Source organism: Cryobacterium sp. TMT2-15-1, assembly GCF_004402345.1.
Lineage (GTDB): Bacteria > Actinomycetota > Actinomycetes > Actinomycetales > Microbacteriaceae > Cryobacterium > Cryobacterium sandaracinum.
This window is the reverse complement of sequence record NZ_SOGD01000032.1, coordinates 59,781-77,918: the sequence shown is the minus strand read 5'-3', so window position 1 is coordinate 77,918 and position 18,138 is coordinate 59,781. Positions and strand designations below refer to the sequence as shown.

Here is an 18,138-nt window from a genome sequence, read left to right as displayed (position 1 = left end):
TCCATGACCGAGAAACAGCGCTACGACGTGCTTCGTCAGTACGCCGACTTCGAACTGCGTCACTATCCCCGCACCGTGCTGGTGCAGGTGGAGGTGGCCGGGGACTTCGCCGCGGCCGGCAACCGCGGCTTCGGGCCGCTCTTCCAATACATCAGCGGCAACAATCAGACCTCGACACGCCTCGCGATGACCGCGCCCGTGATCCAGGAGACCACGACCGCGCAGAGCCACACCGTCAGCTTCGTCCTCCCCGACGGGATGCCGCCCGCGGAGGTGCCCGTGCCCCGCAACGCGCAGGTCAGCACGAAGGAGGTCCCCGAGCGCACGGTCGCCGCCCGCCGCTTCAACGGCGGCTGGAGCGAGGAAAGATTCGCGCAGAACGGCACCCTCCTCGTCGACGCGGTGAGCCGCGAGGGTCTCCTGCTCGCAGGCCGACCCTACTTCGCCCGCTTCGACCCACCCTGGAAGCCGGGCTTCCTCAGGCACAACGAAGCGCTCGTCGCCGTCACCCGTTCCGGTTCCGGAAACCCCTAGTCGTCGGAACCGTCCGTCGGGCCGTCGGATACCCCGGTGTCCCCGACCGGAACAACCACCGGGGTCGGCCCAAGCTCGGCCAGCTCGTCTCCCCCATACTTCGCGTTCGCGACCGACATGACGTCCGGCCACATCCGGTGCCGGGCCGTGGCGGCCGGGCCGCTGGCGAATCTGATGGAGCGCTGCCGGGCCTCCCCGGTGACGCTGACGACGGCGGCGACGGTCGCCACCTTCGAGCTGGCCCCGACCATCCAGGTGTCCTTACCTCCGTCCGTGGTGCCGGTCTTGCCGATCAGAGGCACCCGGGGCGTGGTGGCACCCCAGGACTGCTGAGCCGTGCCGTCGGTCATCACCCGACGCATCGCGTAGACCATGCCCTCGGCCACCGTCGGGTCCACCGAAGCGGCGCACTCCGATTCCGGCACGGGCACCTCGTCACCGTCAGCGCCCACGATGCGGTCGATCGCGATCGGTGAGCAGGTCACCCCGCGGTTGGCGATGCCCGCGAAGGCAACGGCCATGGTCAGCGGAGCCACCTCATTCGTTCCGATCACGGCCGCCGCGGTCTGCACGAGCGGGCTGCCGTCGGCGCGATGCACTCCGAAAGCCTCGGCCGTCTGACGGATGCCGCACAGGTCCAGTTTCTTCGCCATCCCGATGAAGCCCGTATTGATCGAGCCGAGGGTGGACTCGAGCGCGCTGTAGTTTCCGCCGCTCTCCCCGGCGTCGTTTCTCGGGTTCCAGTTCTGCGAATCATAGTTCTGCGGCCCCCGACAACTGTCGTCGAACGTGCCCCAGTTGGCCTTCCGCGCCGAGTCGACGCGCTCGTCCAGCCGGTGGCCCGTCCTCAACCATTCCGCCAGGGTGAAGGCCTTGTAGGTCGACCCCGGCTGGAACCCGCTCGAACCACCCTCGGCATAGTCGGTGTTGTAGTTGACCTCGGTGTAGGCGGCGCTGGTGGCCTGCACGGTCGGGTCCTGGCTGTATCGCTTGTTCTGTGCCATGGCCAGCACCCGCCCGGTGCCGACCTGCACGCTCGTGATGACGCTGCCCACGTCCCAGCCGGGGTACTCCATCGGCACATTGGCCGCCAGGGTCGCTTCCGCCGCCAACTGGAGGTCGAGGTCCAGGGTGGTGTACACGGCGTAGCCGCCGCGCCGGAAGTTCTGCAGGCGCTTCCCGTCGTCCTCCCCGAACGCCGGGTCGTTCCGGAGCAGGTGCGTCACGTAGTCGCAGAAGTAGGCGCTGCCCCCGGCGGTCTGGCAGCCGCTGCTCGGCTCCTGGATGGCCGGTTGAACCGGTGTGGCCACGGCAGCCTGGAATTCCGCTGCGGTGATTTTCTCATGCTTCACCATCTCGCGCAGGATGTAGTCCCGGCGCGCCTTGTTGACTGCGTAGCCGTTGCTCTCACTACCGGAATTGTCGAGGCGGAACTTGGCCGGGTTGTTCACGATCGCCACCAGGCTTGCGGCCTGCGGCAGGGTGAGCTCTGCGGCCGTCGTGCCGAAGTAGTAGTTCGCCGCGGCCTCGATGCCGTACACGGTGCCGCCGAAACCGGCGATGTTGAGGTACTGGCGCAGGATGTCGTTCTTGGGATATTTCTTCTCCACCCCGATTGCGAGGCGCATTTCCTTGATCTTGCGGTCGGGGGTGGCGGCGGTGACGGCGTCGTAACATCGTTGCCGCAGCCGGTCGTCCGGCTCGAGTTCGCACTTCTGCACGCGCACGTTCTTGACGTACTGCTGGGTGATCGACGACCCACCCTGCGTGACTCCCCCGAGGGTGGTCGTCACCACCGCGCGCAGGGTGCCCTGGGCGTCGATCCCGCCGTGCTCGTAGAAGCGCGGGTCCTCGCTGGCGATGACGGCATCCCGGGCGTAGGGGCTGATCTCGTCCCAGTCGACCTCGATGCGGTTCTGATCGTAGAAGGAGGCCAGCAGCACGGACGTGCCGTCGTTCCGGGTGGCGTAGATGTTGCTCTTCTGGGAGAGCGGTTCGATGTCCAGGTAGCCCGGCAGATTCTCGAACACGGTGATCGTGTTGGTGGCACCGAGGCCGGAGAGCGCGATCACGGGGGTGATGGCCGCGGTGACGAGCAGCCCGGCCACGCCACTCAAGACCACGAGGGCCAGCAGGCCTCCCACAACGCCTCCGACAGTTCTGCGACCGGTGAATTTCGGCGTACCCATTGCACCACCCCTAGCGTCCATGACCCCGAAAGGGTCCGATGGCATGCAAACCTGAGCTGTACTCCGCGGCTAGGGGGTTGCGCACAGGTCGGCCGGAGGCATCTGCTGGTTTACCGCGCAGAAAAGGCGTGGCATCTGTAGAGATGCCACGCCTCGTCTGATCCGGGGGTGTGCGTCGAGCGGTGATTCCTGCTTAGAAGACCGTCAGGCCCCGCGCCGCGAACTGGGCCCGGACCCGCACGAGGAGTGCCTCATCCGGGGGGTGAGAGCCGTGCAGCGGATACGGGATGTTCAACCGGTCCCATTTGTCCTCACCCATTTGGTGGAAGGGCAGAACCTCGACGCGCTGCACGTTCGGCCAGCGCGACACGATCTCGGCGACGGCGTCGACGTTGTCGACGGCGTCGGTGAGCCCCGGGACCAGAACGAAACGCGCCCAGACGGGAATGTTCCGTTCGCTCAGGCGATCACCGAACGCGATCGTCGGAGCGAGGTCTCGGCCGGTCACCTCCTTGTAGGTCTCAGGGATGCCCGACTTGACGTCGAGCAGCACGAGGTCGAGGTTGTCCAGCAGCTTGTCGGACGCGCTCTTACCCAGGAACCCGGAGGTGTCCAGGGTGGTGTGCACGCCGAGCTTGTGACACTCCTCGAAGAGCCGCGTCACGAAGGCAGGCTGCATGAGTGGTTCCCCACCGGAGATGGTCAACCCGCCGCCGGTCGAGTCGAAGACGCCTTTGTAGCGCTTGACCCGGGCGACGAGGTCGTCCAGCGTGGTGAGCAGCCCGTCCTTCATCTTCCAGGTGTCCGGATTGTGGCAGTACTGGCAGCGCAGCAGACACCCGGAAAGAAAGAGTGTCATTCGCGTGCCGGGACCGTCAACGGCGGTGACCAGTTCCCACGAGTGGACGCTGGCGACCGACCCGTTGTGGATCGCTTCCATTTCGAGGTGGTGGAGTTCAGCCAGTTCGGCTTGTTCACTGCTCACGGATGAACCGTCCACCAGGGCGATGGCCGCGCCGGCGCTGGGCAGACCGAGGTTTACTGCTGGCATTGTCTCGTCCTACTCAGCGTCGCCGCGACGATATCAGTGGTCAGTGCGAGTGGAACGTGCGGCTGATGACATCCATCTGCTGCTCGCGGGTCAGGCGAACGAAGTTCACCGCGTAGCCGGAGACGCGAATCGTCAGCTGCGGGTAGTTCTCCGGGTGCGCCATGGCGTCTTCGAGAGTGTCGCGGTTGAGCACGTTCACGTTGATGTGGTAGCCGGTCGCCGACGTGAACGCGTCGATGAGGCCGACCAGGCTGGTGATCTGCTCTTCCTTGGTGTGGCCGAGGCCACTGGGAACGACCGTGTTGGTCAGCGAGATGCCGTCCTGCGCTTCACTGTAGGGAAGCTTGGCGACGCTGAGCGCCGACGCGAGCATTCCGTGGGTGTCGCGACCGTTCATCGGGTTGGCACCCGGAGCGAACGACTCGCCTTTGCGGCGGCCGTCCGGCGTGTTGCCGGTGGCCTTGCCGTAGACCACGTTGGACGTGATCGTCAGGATCGACTGGGTGTGGATGGCGTCGCGGTAGGTCGGGTGCTTGCGGATCATCGTCATGAACCGCTCCATCACGTCGACGGCGATGGTGTCGACGCGGTCGTCGTCGTTACCGAACTGGGGGAATTCGCCCTCGATCGTGTAGTCGATGACCAGACCGGTCTCGTCGCGGACCGGACGGACCGTGGCGTACTTGATGGCCGACAGGGAGTCGGCAACCACACTGAGGCCGGCAATGCCGCAGGCCAGCGTGCGGATGATGTCCTTGTCGTGCAGCGCCATTTCGAGGCGCTCGTAGGCGTACTTGTCGTGCATGTAGTGGATGCAGTTCAGGGCCGTGACGTAGGTCTCGGCGAGCCATTCGAGCGTTTCCAGGTAGGCCGGGAAGACGGTCTCGTAGGTGAGCACCTCTTCGGCGTTCGGAAGGGTGGCCGGGGCGACCTGCTTGCCGGACACCTCGTCCTTGCCGCCGTTGATCGAGTACAGCAGCGCCTTGACGGCGTTGACGCGTGCACCGAAGAACTGCATCTGCTTGCCGACGCGCATGGGCGAGACGCAGCAGGCGATCGCGGCGTCGTCACCCATCTCGGCGCGGATGATCTCGTCGGACTCGAACTGGATGGCCGAAGTGTCGATCGACACCTGGGCGCAGAAACGCTTGAAGCCCTCGGGCAGAGCGTCGCTCCAGAGAACGGTGAGGTTCGGCTCGGGTGCTGCGCCGATGTTGTACAGCGTCTGCAGGAATCGGAACGTGGTCTTGGTGACGAGCGGGCGGCCGTCTTCACCGATGCCGGCGAGCGACTCGGTGACCCAGGTCGGGTCGCCGGCGAAGATCTCGTCGTATTCGGGGGTGCGCAGGAAGCGCACGATGCGCAGCTTGATGACGAGGTCGTCGATCAGCTCCTGGGCGCCCTCTTCGGTCAGGGTGCCGGCGACGAGTTCGCGCTCGATGAACGTGTCGAGGAAGGCCGCGTTGCGGCCGAACGACATTGCCGCACCGTTCTGCTCCTTGACGGCGCCGAGGTAGGCGAAGTAGAGCCACTGCACGGCTTCGCGCGCGGTGGTGGCCGGCTTGGAGATGTCGGAGCCGTAGGAGGCCGCCATCTGGATGAGTTCCTTGAGGGCCCGGATCTGCTCCGAGTTCTCCTCGCGGGCGCGGATGATGTCCTCGGTCGAGGGCTCCATGTCGAGTTCGGCGCGGTCGTTCTTCTTGCCGGCGATCAGGGCGTCGACGCCGTAGAGGGCGACGCGGCGGTAGTCGCCGATGATCCGGCCGCGGCCGTAGGCATCGGGCAGACCCGTGATCAGGTGACTGTTGCGCGCACGTCGAACGGCGGGGGTGTACGCGTCGAAGACGGCGGTGTTGTGGGTCTTGCGGTAATCGGTGAAGATCTTTTCGAGCTCAGGCGACACGGGGTAGCCGTAGGTCTCGAGCGAGGTGGCAACCATGCGCCACCCGCCGAAAGGCATAATGGCACGCTTGAGCGGAGCATCCGTCTGCAGTCCGACAATTACCTCGTTGGCCTGGTCGATGTAGCCCGGAGCGTGGGCCGTAATGGACGACGGCGTGGCGGCGTCGACGTCGTAGACGCCTTTCCGGCGTTCCTCGGGGAACATCTCGGACAGCTTGGCCCAGATTCCCGTGGTGCGTGCGGTCGCGCCGACGAGGAAGCTCGAGTCGCCGAGGTAGGGGGTGTAATTGCGCTGGATGAAGTCGCGCAGATTGATCGAATCCTGCCAGGGGCCGGAGGCGAAGTCAGTCTGACCGGCATCATCCGTTCCGCTGCGAACACCTTCAGTGATTGTCATGTAGATTGCTCTCCTCGTGGGATCGAGACACCCTCCGCGAAAGTGTCTCTCCCGCAGTCGGGCCGAGAGAGCAGGACCACGAGGCTCCGGCTAATGCAACGATGCACCGTGTGACTTGCCCTCTTTTCCAACACTACTCCCGTCAGACCCACCCGAACGCGAAATTTATGGAATTGCATCCATTGATGCATTTATTGATAGGTGCTTGAGTGACTAGGGTTGAGGGATGAGCTTCCTCCCGGTGTCCCGCGGAGCCGCCAGGCCCCCCGCCGCGGCCCCCTCGGCCGTCGACCGGATCTACACGACCGTCGCCGACGCCATCATCTCCGGCACCCTGGCCGCGAGCTCACTGATCACCGAGGGCGAGATTGCCGAGGCCCTGTCCACCAGCCGCACCCCCGTGCGGGAGGCCTTTCTCGAACTTCAGGCCCACGGGCTCCTGACGCTCTTCCCCAAGAAGGGCGCGGTCGTCACAGCCCTGGGCGACACGGAGACGGCCGAGCTGCTGCAGGTGCGCATCATGCTGGAGAACACGGCGGTGACCCTGCTCAGCGAGCGGCCGGACGACATCCCGGGCGTCGACGCCGAGCTGCAGGACCTTATTCAGGTCCAGTCCGACGCCGCCCTGGCCGGCGACCTGCTCACGTTCGCCCGCGCCGACCACCGGTTCCATGCCCGCATCGTCGACGAGACGCACAACCGGGTCATCGACGGAATCTACACCCGGCTCGGCCCCCGGCTTGAGCGCCTCGTGCACCGGGCAGCCCTGCGCGACCCGCGCAACCTCGACCGTCTGGTGGCCGAACACCGAATCCTTGCCCACCACCTGCGCGGCGGCGACACCCTCGCCTACGAGGTCGCTCTGCGCCAGCACGTCGAAGACGGTCATCACGCGCAGCTGGCGCCCTGATCGTCCCCCACCTACCCGCACCTGCTTTTCAGAAAAGACCCATGACTTTCCGCCGTACCGTTCCCGCCTGGCAGCTCGCCGCTCCTGCCCTGTTCGTCATGGCCTGGGGTGGGAACCACTTCACGCCCCTCCTGCATATGTACGAATCGCTCGGCCACTATTCCGTCGTCATGGCCGACCTCTTCCTCGGCTTCTACGTGGTGGGCCTGGTCCCCGGGCTGCTGCTCGCCGGCGCACTCTCGGACCGCTACGGGCGCAAAGCCCTGACCCTGGCAGGCGTCGTCCTGGGAATTCTCGCCAGCATCCTGTTGGGTCTGGGATTCTCAAGCGGGATCATGCTTTCCGCCGGGCGCCTGCTGGCGGGGCTGAGCGTCGCCGTGGCGATGGCAGTGGGAACCGCGTGGCTCAAGGAGCTGTCCAGCCCGCCGTTCGACAACCAGGCCGGCCGCACGGCAGGGGCGCGGCGGCCTGCCCTCACCCTCACGGTCGGGTTCGGGCTCGGGGCCGGGGTGGCCGGAGTGCTCGCGCAGTGGGGGCCGATGCCGACCCTGTCCCCCTATGTCGTACACATCGTACTCAGCCTGCTTGTGCTCCCCCGCCTACTGAGGGCCCCGGAGACCGTGCCGCGCTACCGGGCACACCGGCCCTTCTGGCAGGACCTGGCGGTTCCGCTGGCCGGACACCGCCGCTTCGTGCGCGTGATCATTCCGTCAGCTCCCTGGGTCTTCGGCGCCGCGGGCATCGCCTACGCGATCATGCCCACTCTGGTCCGGGACCAACTCGGCAACCTCAACCTCGCCTACGCGACCCTGCTCACGGTCGTGACCCTCGGCACCGGCGCGCTCGTGCAACCGCAGGTGGCTCGGATCAACCGGGTCACCGCTGGGCGTGCACTCATTGTCGGGATGTCCGTAATGCTGCTGGGAGTGGGTCTCAGCGTGGCGACGGCGATCGTGCTGTCCCCGGTGCTCGCGTTCCTCACGGCCATCGTGCTCGGCGCCGCCTACGGTGTGTGCATCGTGGCCGGGCTCGTGGAGATCCAGAAGATCTCCACGGCAGCCGACCTGGCGGGCATCACCGGGGTCTACTACAGCCTCACCTACATCGGCTTCCTGCTGCCGGTCGCCTTCGCCTGGCTCACTGCCGTCTTCGATTACCCGGTGCTTCTGAGCATTCTGTTCGTGGTCTGCGCGCTCTGCCTGGCCTTGGTGGCGAACGGGATGCGCCGGCGCGTCACCGAGTAGGCGGCACCTGGATTATCGTCATCCCATGCCCTATTCGCTCCGCCATCTCCTTCCCACCGACGCCGCGCCGGTGCTCGGACTCAACAACGCCGCCGTGCCTGCCGTCAACGCCCATGACGAGGCGAGCCTCTCCGCCCTGCTCGCGGCCAGCAGCCACGCCCTCGCGGTCGTGCACGACGAGGCGCCGGGTGAGGTGCTCGGCTTCGCCGTGTTGTTCGGGGTCGACGCCGACTACGCGAGCGAGAACTACCGGTGGTTCTCCGCCCGGTCGGAGTCCTTCCTCTACGTGGACCGCATCGTGGTGTCGGACCAGGCCCGCAACCAGGGTCTCGGGGCCCTGCTGTACACCGCGATTTTCGCGGCGGCCCGGGCGGCCGACGTCGGCCAGGTCTTCTGCGAAGTGAACATCACCCCTCCGAACCCTCGGTCGCTGGCGTTCCACTCCCGGCTTGGCTTCGAGCCGATCGGCGAGCAGTCGACGAAGGGGGGCACCGTCGTGGTGTCCCTGCTGTCGGCTCCCGTCGCCGCGGGCGCACGCTGAGGCCATGACTGTCGACGGTCGCGCAATCTTACTCCCGGATTACCTCAACCACTGGGTGGCGACGCAGCGATGGTTCGCCGACAAGGGCCGTGTGCCGAGACTGGTCAGCATCGGACGCTGGGTGCTTCCGAGCGAGGAAGCAGAGGTGGACATCCGCACTGAGCTCGTCTTTGATGCCGCAGCCCCGACCCGCACCCTCTACCAGTTGCCCCTGACCCAGCGGACCACTCCCCTGCCCGCAGACGGGCAGGGCCTCATCGTCACCCTCGCCGACGGCAGCGCGGTCTACGACGGCACCGCCGACCCGGCCTACGGGCGCGCTCTGCTGGGTTTCATCCTGCGCCAGGCCACCTCACCTGAGCCCGGAAACCTCGGCGCGCGGGCTCGCGGCGAACTCCTGTCGAGCGCAGATCCCGCCGAACGGCCGGCCCGAGTTGTCGCCGGCCGGGTGCTGCGCGGAGAACAGTCGAACACCTCGATCATTCTGGACTGCGTCGACGCCGCCGGGCGCCCGGCTCGTCCCGTCATCTGCAAGGTGTTCCGGATGCTGCATCCCGGCGAGAATCCGGACGTGTCCGTGCAGTCGGCCCTGGCCCGGGCCGGCTCACACTTCGTGCCGGAACCGGTGGGCTGCGTGGTCGGCCAGTGGACCGACCCGGAGCAACCGTGGGTCACCCTCACGGGCCATCTCGTCTTCGCCCAGGAGTTCCTGCCGGGCGCCCCGGATGCCTGGCGGGCAGCCCTGGTCTCTGCCGGGGCCGGGGAGGACTTCAGCGAACAGGCGCGGGCGCTGGGCGTGGCGACGGCAGCAGTGCACGCCGACCTGGCCGCCGTGATGCCCACTCACGACGCCACCCCCGCGGTCATCGCCGCCGAACTCGGCCGGATGCGCGAGCGCTACCGCAGCGCCGCCGCCGAGGTGCCCGCCCTGACCGGCTACGATACGGCCGTCGAGGCGATCTTCGAGCGGGCGGAGAGGGCGTGCTGGCCCCGGCTGCAGCGCATCCACGGCGATTTCCATCTCGGCCAGGCCCTCGAGGTCCCCGGCCGCGGCTGGGTGCTGGTGGATTTCGAGGGCGAACCGCTGCGCCCTCTTCTCGATCGCACTCAGCCGGATGTGCCGTTGAAGGACATTGCCGGGATGCTGCGGTCCTTCTCCTATGTGGCCGGCACGGTGGAGCGGTCATCGCCCGGCGACCAGACGGCGTCGGCCGAAGAGTGGGCCGCGGCATGCCGGCAGGCCTTCCTCAACGGCTACGCGCGGCAATCCGGCCAGAGCCTGGCCGGTCAGGAACCCCTGCTCGATGCGTTCGAGCTGGACAAGGCCCTCTACGAGGCCGTCTACGAGACCCGCAACCGACCCTCCTGGCTGCCGATCCCGCTCGCGGCCATCCGCGGCCTCGTCCTGGGGGTCTCCGCCGGATTACCGTGAGCGGCCGGAACGGCCGGTCAGCGCTTGAGCTCGGGGAATTGGTCGTCGCGCCACTCACCGGGGAGCCGGGTGTTCTCGGCGGCCGCGGCATCCTCGCGCATGCGCAGTTCCACCCGGCGGATCTTGCCGGAACTGGTCTTGGGCAGCTCGTAGAACTCGACCCGCCGCACCCGCATGTACGGGGGCAGACCGGTGCGGGCGTGGCGCAGCACCGAGAGCGCCGTTTCGCCGTTGGACTCCCAGCCCGCCGCCAGGGCGATGTAGGCCTTGGCGATGTTCAGCCGGGTGTCGTCGGGCGCGGGCACGACGGCCGCCTCGGCCACGGCCGGGTGCACCAGCAGCACGCTCTCGACCTCGAACGGGGAGACCTTGTAGTCGGAGGACTTGAAGATGTCATCGGTGCGGCCAATGAACGTGATATAGCCTTCGGCGTCGCGGCTGGCGACATCACCGGTGTGGAAGTAGCCGTCCCGCACGGCCTCACGCGTGCGTTCGGGATCCCCGTGGTAGCCGGCCATCAGGTTGACCGCGGTGCGGGACAGGTCGAGGCAGATCTCGCCCTCGTCGCTCTCCTCACCGGTGATGGGGTCGAGCAGCGTGATCGCGACGCCCGGTAGGGGCATCCCCATCGAACCGGCCAGCAGAGCGGAACCCGGGGCGTTGCCCACGATCGCCGTGGTCTCGGTCTGGCCGTAGCCATCCCGGATGGTGAGTCCCCAGGAACGCTGGATCTGATGGATGACCTCCGGGTTGAGCGGCTCGCCGGCCGAGAGGATCTCGCGCAGTCCTACCGGCTTGGCGCCGACGTCGGATTGGATCAGCATGCGCCACACGGTCGGCGGGGCGCAGAAGGTGGTCACTTTCGCGCGGTGCAGCTGGTCGGCGAGGGCGAACGGTTCGAACCGGGCGTAGTTGTAGACGAAGACGGTGGCCTCGGCGATCCACGGGGCGAAGAAGCTGCTCCAGGCGTGCTTGCCCCAGCCGGGCGAGCTGATGGCCAGGTGCACGTCGTCCGGGCGCAGTCCGATCCAGTACATGGTGGTCAGGTGCCCCACGGGATAGGACGTCTGGGTGTGCACCACCATTTTCGGCTTGCTGGTGGTACCCGAGGTGAAGTAGATCAGGGACGGGTCGTCGGACGAGACGACCACGGCGGGCTTCTCGGCCGCGACGAGCGCGGCATCCGCGTAGTCGGCCCAGCCGGGGGTGGCCGCACCGACGCAGATGCGCGAGAAGTCGCCGGGCACCGCGTCGAACTTGGCGGCGTCGCCGGCGTTGGCGATGACGTGCTGCACCCCTCCGCGCAGAACCCGATCCGCCAGGTCGCCGGTCGCAAGCACCGTGGACGTGGGCAGGATGACCGCGCCCACTTTCATGATGGCGAGCATCAGCTCCCAGAGCTCGACCTGGTTGCCCAGCATCAGCATGACGTGGTCGCCGTGCCCGACGCCCCGGGAGATCAGCCAGGTGGCCACCTGGTCGGAGCGCGCCGACATCTCGCTGAAGGTCACCGTCAGTTCGCTGCCATCCTCCTCCACGATCCACAGGGCGGTCCTGTCGTTGCCCGCGGCCATGACGTCGAACCAGTCGACGGCCCAGTTAAAGTTCGCCCCCACATCCGGCCACTCGAACTCGGCCTGGGCGCGCGCATGATCGTCTCGCAACTGCAGGAGGTGGTCGCGCGCGCCTCGAAAGGCGGTGGTGCTCTGGGGGGTGGTCATCCGTCCCATTTTCCTCGGTTCAAATGCCCGAAACGGAATACGACACCCGGCCGCGAGGCCGGCAGGTCCCGGAGGTTCCGCAGCTCGGTGCCGTTCGGGCCGAACGGCGCGAAGATCTTCCTCGGCGTGATGAAGCGCTTCAGGGAGTGGCGCGGATCGCGTCCACCAGGGCGGCGAAGCGGGCGTTGCCGGGCAGGTCGTCGATGAGCACGGACTTTCCGTCGGGGCCGGCCAGCGGGATGCGCCAGTTCGGGTACTCGTTCGAGGTCCCGGGCTGGTTCTGGGTCCGGCGCTCGCCGACCGCATCCACCAGAGCCACGCCAAGGAGCGACGAGGGCGTCAGTGCGGTGTACGCGTAGAGCGCCTCAACCGTCTCCTGCACGGTCGGGGCTGGCTCGGCGCCGAGGGGCGGCAGCAGGTCGCGTTCGCGAAGCGCGGCCAGCATGGCGGACTGCTCGGCGAGGTCCGCGGTGCGCTCCTCCTCGACCGATCGCCCGAGCAGACCGAGCGACTCGCGCAGGGCCACGTGGTCGCCGGCGAGATAGCCGGCCGTCGGAGGCAGATCGTGGGTGTTCACACTGGTCAGGCAGGACTGGCGGTACCGTTCGGGGGCCAGCGGCACACCGTTGTCTCGTTCGAACCAGAGGATCGAGGTTCCGAAGATGCCGCGTTCGGCGAGGTACTCACGCACCCAGGGCTCGAAGACGCCGAGGTCTTCGCCGATCACCACCGCGCCGGCGCGCTGGGCCTCGAGGGCCAGGATACCGATGAGTGCCTCGTGGTCGTAGTGCACGTAGGTGCCCTCTCCCGGTCCGGCGCCGACCGGGATCCACCACAGGCGGAACAGACCCAGAATGTGGTCCACCCGGATGCCGCCGGCATGGTGCAGGATGCTGCGGAGCATGTCCCGGTAGGCGACGTAGCCCGACTCGGCCAGCCGGCCGGGGTGCCACGGCGGCTGCGACCAGTTCTGGCCCTGCTGGTTGAACATGTCCGGCGGGGCTCCCACGGTCATGCCCGGGGCGAGAACGCCCTGCAGGGTCCAGGCGTCGGACCCGGTGATCTGTACCCCGACCGCGAGGTCGTGCACGATGCCGATGGTCATTCCGGCATCCGTCGCCGCGCGTTGAGCGGTCTCCAACTGCTGGTCGCAGAGCCACTGGAGCCAGCTGTGGAATTCAATGCGGTCCGCGAGCTGCTCCCGGTGCTCGGCGGCGAAGGGACCGCGGGGGCCGCGCGGCTCGATCGACCATTCCGGCGCATCCGTCGGGAACAGCTCGGCCAGGGCGCACCAGAGCGCGAAGTCGACCAGACCCTGACCCTGCTCGGCGCAGAATTCCTCGAACCGGTGGGCACGGGAGGGGGTCGGCCGCACCTGGTGCACGGCTTCCAGCGCGGTCAGTTTGGCAGCGTAGGCGCAGTCGCGGTCGAGGTGGTCCGCCTCCAGGTTGGCCGAGTGCTGCCGGTCCGCGAGGGACTCGACAACGGCTCGTGCCGCCGGGGCGAGGTAGCCGTATTCGGGCACGTCCTCGACCCGGATGTACAGCGGGTGGAAAAAGCGCCTGCTCGACGGCAGGTACGGGGAGGGCTCGACCGGCGGGGCAGGCTCGGACGCGTGCAGCGGATTGACCAGGACGAAGTCGGCTCCGTACTGGGAGCCGGAGATGGCGGCCAGGTCGGCAAGGTCGGCGAAGTCGCCGATCCCCCAGCTCCGGGAGGAGCGCACCGAGTAGAGCTGGGCCATCAGACCCCAGTCGCGATGCCCGGCCAGGTTTCGAGTGGTCTCGAGCCGGGGCGGGGTCACGACGAGGCCGCAGCGCGCCGTGTGGTCTCCGCTCTCTGCGTGCAGGGTGTGCCAGCCCAGCGGCAGGCCGGCCGGGATCTGGAACGTCGCCCGGCTCATCGGCCGACCGTCGACGGTGCGGGGTTTCTCCCAGAGCCCCGTCTGCAACACCTCGTGCCGGGTGCCGTCCTCGGCGACGATCCAGACGAGGGCCGTCGAACCGGCGCCGGTGTGCACGGGCACCTCGTCCTCGCCGCCCTCGCGGAGCACCACGACGGGAGGCAGGAGCCGGCGCCAGGGCGCGAGGCTCTGCTCGGTCAGCGCCGCATCAACCTCGGCAGGCGTGCCGGCGGGAACGCCGAGGGCGCCCAGGACCCTACGCAGGGTGCCGACGTCGACCGCCCGTGAAGCACCGTCCCAGCCGGTGAAAGAGGTGTCAACCCCGAGTGATCGTGCCAGTTCCAGCAGCGCCGCCGCAGAACGGTCGGTTGGTTCGAGTTCCATGGGACCACTCTAGATCCGGGACCGGTCCCGGACCCGCGCCGGACCCGTGCCGGACCCGTGCCGGACCCCGCCGGCCCTACCTGCCGAAGCGCAGGACAAAGGCCTTCATCAGGTTGGCCGGCTCGGTGACGATGGATGCGTCGATCGCCGCGATGACGTCGTCCAGGGCGTCGGGATCGAAGTAGCCGTACTCGCGGTAGATGCGGATGCGGGTCAGGATGCCGGCGTTGGTCAGTTCCGGATGGAATTGCGTCGCGTAGACGTTGTTGCCGACCCGGAACGCCTGCACGGGACAGTTCTGCCCGGTCGCCAGCAAGACGGCGCCGGGCGGCAGCTCTGAACAGGCCTCTTTGTGCCCGACGAAAGCTTGAAAGGTGGGCGCGAGCGCGGCGAACAGCTGGTCGGCTGCGCCGGCCTCGGTGAGGGAGATCCAGGTCGGCCCGGCCTCCTCGGACCAGGTGCGGTCGAGCCTGCCGCTCAGATGACTGGTGAGCAGTCCGACGCCGTAGCAGGCACCGAGGAAGGGGAAGTCCCGGGCCAGCACCTGGTCGAGGAGGGCGGTTAACTCGGCCTCGACGCGGCGTTGCACGGACGACTTGACCTCGGCGGGATCGCTCGCGTTGAAGGGGCTGCCGCCCACGATGATGCCCGAGTATCCGTTCAGGTCGATCGGTGGCATCGGCGCGGCCTCGAGCCGCACCCGGTGGAGCTGGTCGGGTTCCAGATCGCCGGCCGCGAGGAATCCGGCGTACTCGTCATCGGCGGCTTCGTCCTCAGAACGGGTGGCGAGCAGCAGGAAGGGCTTCACAGCATCATCGTAGTGGTGGGCCTCGGCAGACGCTGCTGCATCTGCGCGGTGTCGAATGCGAACCCCACCACCGACCTATGCGGGTGCGCCGGCGATGTTGACCATCCAGCTCACGCCGAATTTATCGACGCACATGCCGAAGCTGTCGCCCCACGGCGACGGCTCGAGCGGCATGACGACGGTGCCCCCGGCCGCGAGCTTGTCCCAGTAGCCGCGCAGCACCGGTTCGTCGTCGCCGCTGAGCGACACGGAATAGTTGGTGCCCGGACGGTGCTCCAGCCGGTTCGGGGTGTCGGAAGCCATCAGCACCAGGCCGTCGTCGGTGGTCAGCATGGCGTGCATGATCTTGTCCTGCTCAGCCGTGTCGTCGCTCGCCTCGAACTCGGCGAACGTGCTCAGCGTCAGCTCGCCGCCGAACACCGTCCGGTAGAACTCCATCGCTTCCCGGGTCGTATCCCGGAACCCCAGGTAGGGATTGAGTTGGGTCGTCATGGTGGAGCCTCCTTCTGTCATGGGGCGAATGCTCCGATTATCGGCCCGACCCCGCGCCAGCACGAGGCGTGCGGGGAAGTCTTCTACGCTGGGACCATGGACTCCCCCAGGGCCGCCCTGCTGCGGCCGATTCTCACCCTCACCATCAACCCTGCTCTCGACGTGAGCACGTCAACCGAGCACGTGGTCAGCGAACACAAGATGCGCTGTGGCCGGTCCCGCCTCGACCCGGGTGGCGGCGGTGTGAACGTGGCTCGGGTAGTGCAACGTCTCGGCGGGCAGGCCCTGGCCGTGTACACCGCGGGCGGCCCCACCGGGGAGGCCTTCCGCCGGCTGATCGAAGCCGAACTCATCCCGACCCTGGCGGTGCCGATCCACGGCAGCACCCGCGAGAGCTTCACCGTCGACGAGACGGGCACCGGCAAGCAGTTCCGCTTCGTGCTGGAAGGCCCCGAGCTCAGTGAAACCGAGTGGCGGGCCTGTCTCGCGGTCGTCGGAGAGTCGATTCCGGTCGGCGGCTATGTGGTCGCCAGCGGCAGCCTGCCGCCGGGAGTCCCGGACGATTTCTACGCCCGGGTCACCCGTCTGGCGCACGGGCGCGACGCCCGCTGCATCGTGGACACGTCCGGTCCCGCGCTCGCGGCCGCGCTCGACGAGGGGGTCTACCTGGTCAAACCGAGCGGGCGTGAGCTGGGAGAGCTTGTCGGCGCAACCCTCGACACCGAACAGAGCAAGATCGACGCGGCCGCCGAGCTCGTCGCCCGCGGGTCCGCGGAAGTCGTCGCGCTGACGCTCGGCGGAGCGGGAGCCGTGCTCGCCTCGGCGAGCGGGATCATCCGTCTGGGGGTGCCGCAGGTCACGGTGCAGAGCACCGTCGGGGCCGGCGACAGCTTTCTCGGTGCGTTCGTGCTGCGGATCGCGCAGGGGTTCCCGGTGGACCGGGCGTTCCGGGCCGCCGTCGCCGCCGGCACCGCCACCGCGATGACACCGGCCACGGAACTCTGCCACCGGGTCGATGTGGAACGCCTGGAGGCCGAACTGGTGGCACTCGCGTGAAGCTCACCGACATTGATCCACCCAGCCGCAGCTTTTCCCGGTGGCTCACCGACGAAGAGGTGGGGCAGGTGCTCGCCTCCAGCCGCGGCTGGAGGCTTGCGCCGGACGGCGGCGTGATGGCCGGCAAGATTCGCAAGTCCCGGATCGCGCCGTCTCTGACCGCGCTCGGCGCCACCGCGGCCGCCGAGCGGTGGATCAGCCGCGCGGCGGCGCCCGGCAGGGACGGCAGCGGCCCGACGCACATCATGTGGGGCATCTTCAACGCCCGAACGGACGCCGAGATCGCGGCTAAAGTCGATTCATGACCGCTGACGTTGCCACCGGCACCCTCCGCACCTCGATCCCCCGCTTGATCGGCCGATTGGCTCTGGGGGCGTTCCTGCTCGTCGCCGGAATCAGCCACCTCGCGTGGAACCGTGAGGCGTTCCTCGCCCAGGTGCCCACCTGGTTGCCGCTCGAGGGTGATTTCGTCGTGGTTGCGTCGGGCCTGGTCGAGATCGCTCTGGGCCTGTCACTGCTGCTGCTGGCCAGGCGCACGGTGCAGGTGGGCTGGGTCGTGGCCCTGTTCTTCCTGGCAATCTTCCCCGGCAACATCTCCCAGTTCGTCACGGCCACCGATTCGTTCGGCCTGGATTCGGACCTGTCCCGCGGCATCCGCCTGCTCTTCCAGCCGGTGCTCGTGGCGTGGGCGCTGTGGTCGACCGGTGCGTGGCGCGCCTGGCGGGCACGCCGTGCAGCGTAACTGATACCCCATGGGGTATGTTGGGCGGACGAGTTCAACGAAAGGGTTCAACGGATGTGCCGTCAAGTTACGTGTAAGAAGTGTGGAAAAACGACCTGGGCCGGGTGCGGCCAGCACGTCGACCAGGTGATGCGAGGCGTTCCGGGGGCACAGCGGTGCCGCGGACACGAGAAAGACGCCCCGACCCCCGGCTTCTTCGCTCGGTTCTTCTCCCGCAGCTGAGTCCGGAGTCAGTAGTCGCTGGCGGACAGGTCGGTCGCGGCGTCATGCTTGAGCTTCAAAAGGGCGAGGTCGATGTGCAGGAACACCTCGGTGCGGGCCTCCCGCCGGGCCTCGTAATCGGGGTCATGCCAGTCTATGTTCAGCCTGATCAGGCGTGATGACACCGCGTCACTGACCTCGTCGCTGGCGGCCCGCTGAGCCCGCCGCACGAGACGCGCGACCTTGTCGTCGTCGGCGGCCACGGCCTCGAGGGCCTCGGCGAGCTTCTCGTGCACGCGGCGGCGCAGTTTGAGCTGAATGATGTCGTGATGCTGGTCTTCCGTGAGATCGGAGGTCCACCGTGACCTGGTCAGTTCTTTGCGCTGGTCCTTGACCCGGCGGGCGTACTGCTCGTTCTGCCGGGTGAGCAGGTGCAGCTCGTGACGGGCGGTCGCCGCGTAGCGTTCCGGATCGTAGTCGGCGTGATCACCGAGAGCGCCCACGATGATGTCGTTCTTCACCGCCATCCGGACGGCGGAAAGCGCGATCTTTAGCCCCTCGTCGACGATCACCTTAATTGCGGCCACGCTACAAAATCTTACTGTGCGGGCCCGCCGAAACCAGGGCTTCC

General features: G+C 67.8%; 16 protein-coding genes. 8 read left to right on the top strand and 8 right to left on the bottom strand.

The genetic code is table 11. The annotated features are described in order from the left end of the window. Positions 1–3 precede the first annotated feature (3 nt). Entirely contained in the window at positions 4–534 is a 531-nt protein-coding gene (locus tag E3O62_RS08660) for a heme-binding protein (protein WP_134398230.1), read from the top strand. Here the strand turns inward: E3O62_RS08660 and E3O62_RS08655 are convergent. The 3 genes from E3O62_RS08655 to pflB all read right to left on the bottom strand — a co-directional run bounded on the left by E3O62_RS08655 (position 531) and on the right by pflB (position 6,073). Beyond that, positions 531–2,723 carry a transglycosylase domain-containing protein gene (locus tag E3O62_RS08655; RefSeq protein WP_166786447.1) on the bottom strand — a complete coding sequence of 731 codons (2,193 nt, stop codon included), beginning with the start codon at positions 2,721–2,723 and terminating at the stop codon, positions 531–533. The two genes, E3O62_RS08660 and E3O62_RS08655, sit on opposite strands and share 4 nt — an antisense overlap. 193 nt (positions 2,724–2,916) lie before the next feature. Beyond that, positions 2,917–3,774 (bottom strand): pyruvate formate-lyase-activating protein, encoded by an 858-nt coding sequence (gene pflA / locus E3O62_RS08650; protein WP_134394506.1) that lies wholly within the window; start codon positions 3,772–3,774, stop codon positions 2,917–2,919. A 40-nt stretch (positions 3,775–3,814) separates the two neighbouring features. Then, on the bottom strand, positions 3,815–6,073 hold the full coding sequence (pflB, locus tag E3O62_RS08645; RefSeq protein WP_134398228.1) for a formate C-acetyltransferase: 2,259 nt from the start codon (positions 6,071–6,073) through the stop codon (positions 3,815–3,817). A gap of 226 nt (positions 6,074–6,299) precedes the next feature. Between pflB and E3O62_RS08640 the strand changes: the two genes are divergently transcribed. From E3O62_RS08640 to E3O62_RS08625, 4 genes are read left to right on the top strand one after another with little or no spacing between them, the layout of a single operon-like run. Then, positions 6,300–6,983 carry a GntR family transcriptional regulator gene (locus E3O62_RS08640; protein WP_134398227.1) on the top strand — a complete coding sequence of 228 codons (684 nt, stop codon included), beginning with the start codon at positions 6,300–6,302 and terminating at the stop codon, positions 6,981–6,983. 41 nt (positions 6,984–7,024) lie between these two features. After that, a complete protein-coding gene (locus tag E3O62_RS08635) occupies positions 7,025–8,227 on the top strand; it encodes an MFS transporter (RefSeq protein ID WP_134394509.1) in 1,203 nt (400 codons plus the stop codon). Positions 8,228–8,252: 25 nt separating this feature from the next. Beyond that, a complete protein-coding gene (locus E3O62_RS08630; protein WP_134398226.1) occupies positions 8,253–8,768 on the top strand; it encodes a GNAT family N-acetyltransferase in 516 nt (171 codons plus the stop codon). Between the two features lie 4 nt (positions 8,769–8,772). Further along, positions 8,773–10,200, top strand: coding sequence for a phosphotransferase (locus tag E3O62_RS08625; RefSeq protein WP_134398225.1), 1,428 nt, complete (start codon positions 8,773–8,775; stop codon positions 10,198–10,200). A gap of 17 nt (positions 10,201–10,217) precedes the next feature. Here the strand turns inward: E3O62_RS08625 and E3O62_RS08620 are convergent, their stop codons facing one another. From E3O62_RS08620 to E3O62_RS08605, 4 genes are all read right to left on the bottom strand, one after another. Then, entirely contained in the window at positions 10,218–11,921 is a 1,704-nt protein-coding gene (locus E3O62_RS08620) for an AMP-binding protein (RefSeq protein ID WP_134398224.1), read from the bottom strand. Between the two features lie 139 nt (positions 11,922–12,060). After that, positions 12,061–14,208 carry a 4-alpha-glucanotransferase gene (malQ, locus tag E3O62_RS08615; protein WP_134398223.1) on the bottom strand — a complete coding sequence of 716 codons (2,148 nt, stop codon included), beginning with the start codon at positions 14,206–14,208 and terminating at the stop codon, positions 12,061–12,063. Between the two features lie 76 nt (positions 14,209–14,284). Then, positions 14,285–15,016, bottom strand: coding sequence for a glutamine amidotransferase (locus E3O62_RS08610; protein WP_134398222.1), 732 nt, complete (start codon positions 15,014–15,016; stop codon positions 14,285–14,287). 75 nt (positions 15,017–15,091) lie between these two features. Then, the gene (locus tag E3O62_RS08605) at positions 15,092–15,508 is read right to left on the bottom strand and encodes a VOC family protein (RefSeq protein WP_134394515.1); all 417 of its coding nucleotides are present in this window, start codon (positions 15,506–15,508) and stop codon (positions 15,092–15,094) included. 96 nt (positions 15,509–15,604) lie between these two features. On the opposite strand from E3O62_RS08605, the gene E3O62_RS08600 reads away from it, so the two are divergent. From E3O62_RS08600 to E3O62_RS08590, 3 genes are read left to right on the top strand one after another with little or no spacing between them, the layout of a single operon-like run. Further along, the gene (locus E3O62_RS08600; protein ID WP_174720126.1) at positions 15,605–16,564 is read left to right on the top strand and encodes a 1-phosphofructokinase family hexose kinase; all 960 of its coding nucleotides are present in this window, start codon (positions 15,605–15,607) and stop codon (positions 16,562–16,564) included. Next, entirely contained in the window at positions 16,561–16,869 is a 309-nt protein-coding gene (locus E3O62_RS08595) for a hypothetical protein (protein WP_134394516.1), read from the top strand. The genes E3O62_RS08600 and E3O62_RS08595 overlap by 4 nt, the downstream gene beginning before the upstream one ends. Further along, positions 16,866–17,306 carry a DoxX family membrane protein gene (locus E3O62_RS08590; RefSeq protein ID WP_134394517.1) on the top strand — a complete coding sequence of 147 codons (441 nt, stop codon included), beginning with the start codon at positions 16,866–16,868 and terminating at the stop codon, positions 17,304–17,306. The genes E3O62_RS08595 and E3O62_RS08590 overlap by 4 nt, the downstream gene beginning before the upstream one ends. A gap of 230 nt (positions 17,307–17,536) precedes the next feature. On the opposite strand, the gene E3O62_RS08585 is transcribed toward E3O62_RS08590, so the two are convergent. Then, positions 17,537–18,094 (bottom strand): hypothetical protein, encoded by a 558-nt coding sequence (locus tag E3O62_RS08585; protein WP_134394518.1) that lies wholly within the window; start codon positions 18,092–18,094, stop codon positions 17,537–17,539. Positions 18,095–18,138 lie beyond the last annotated feature (44 nt).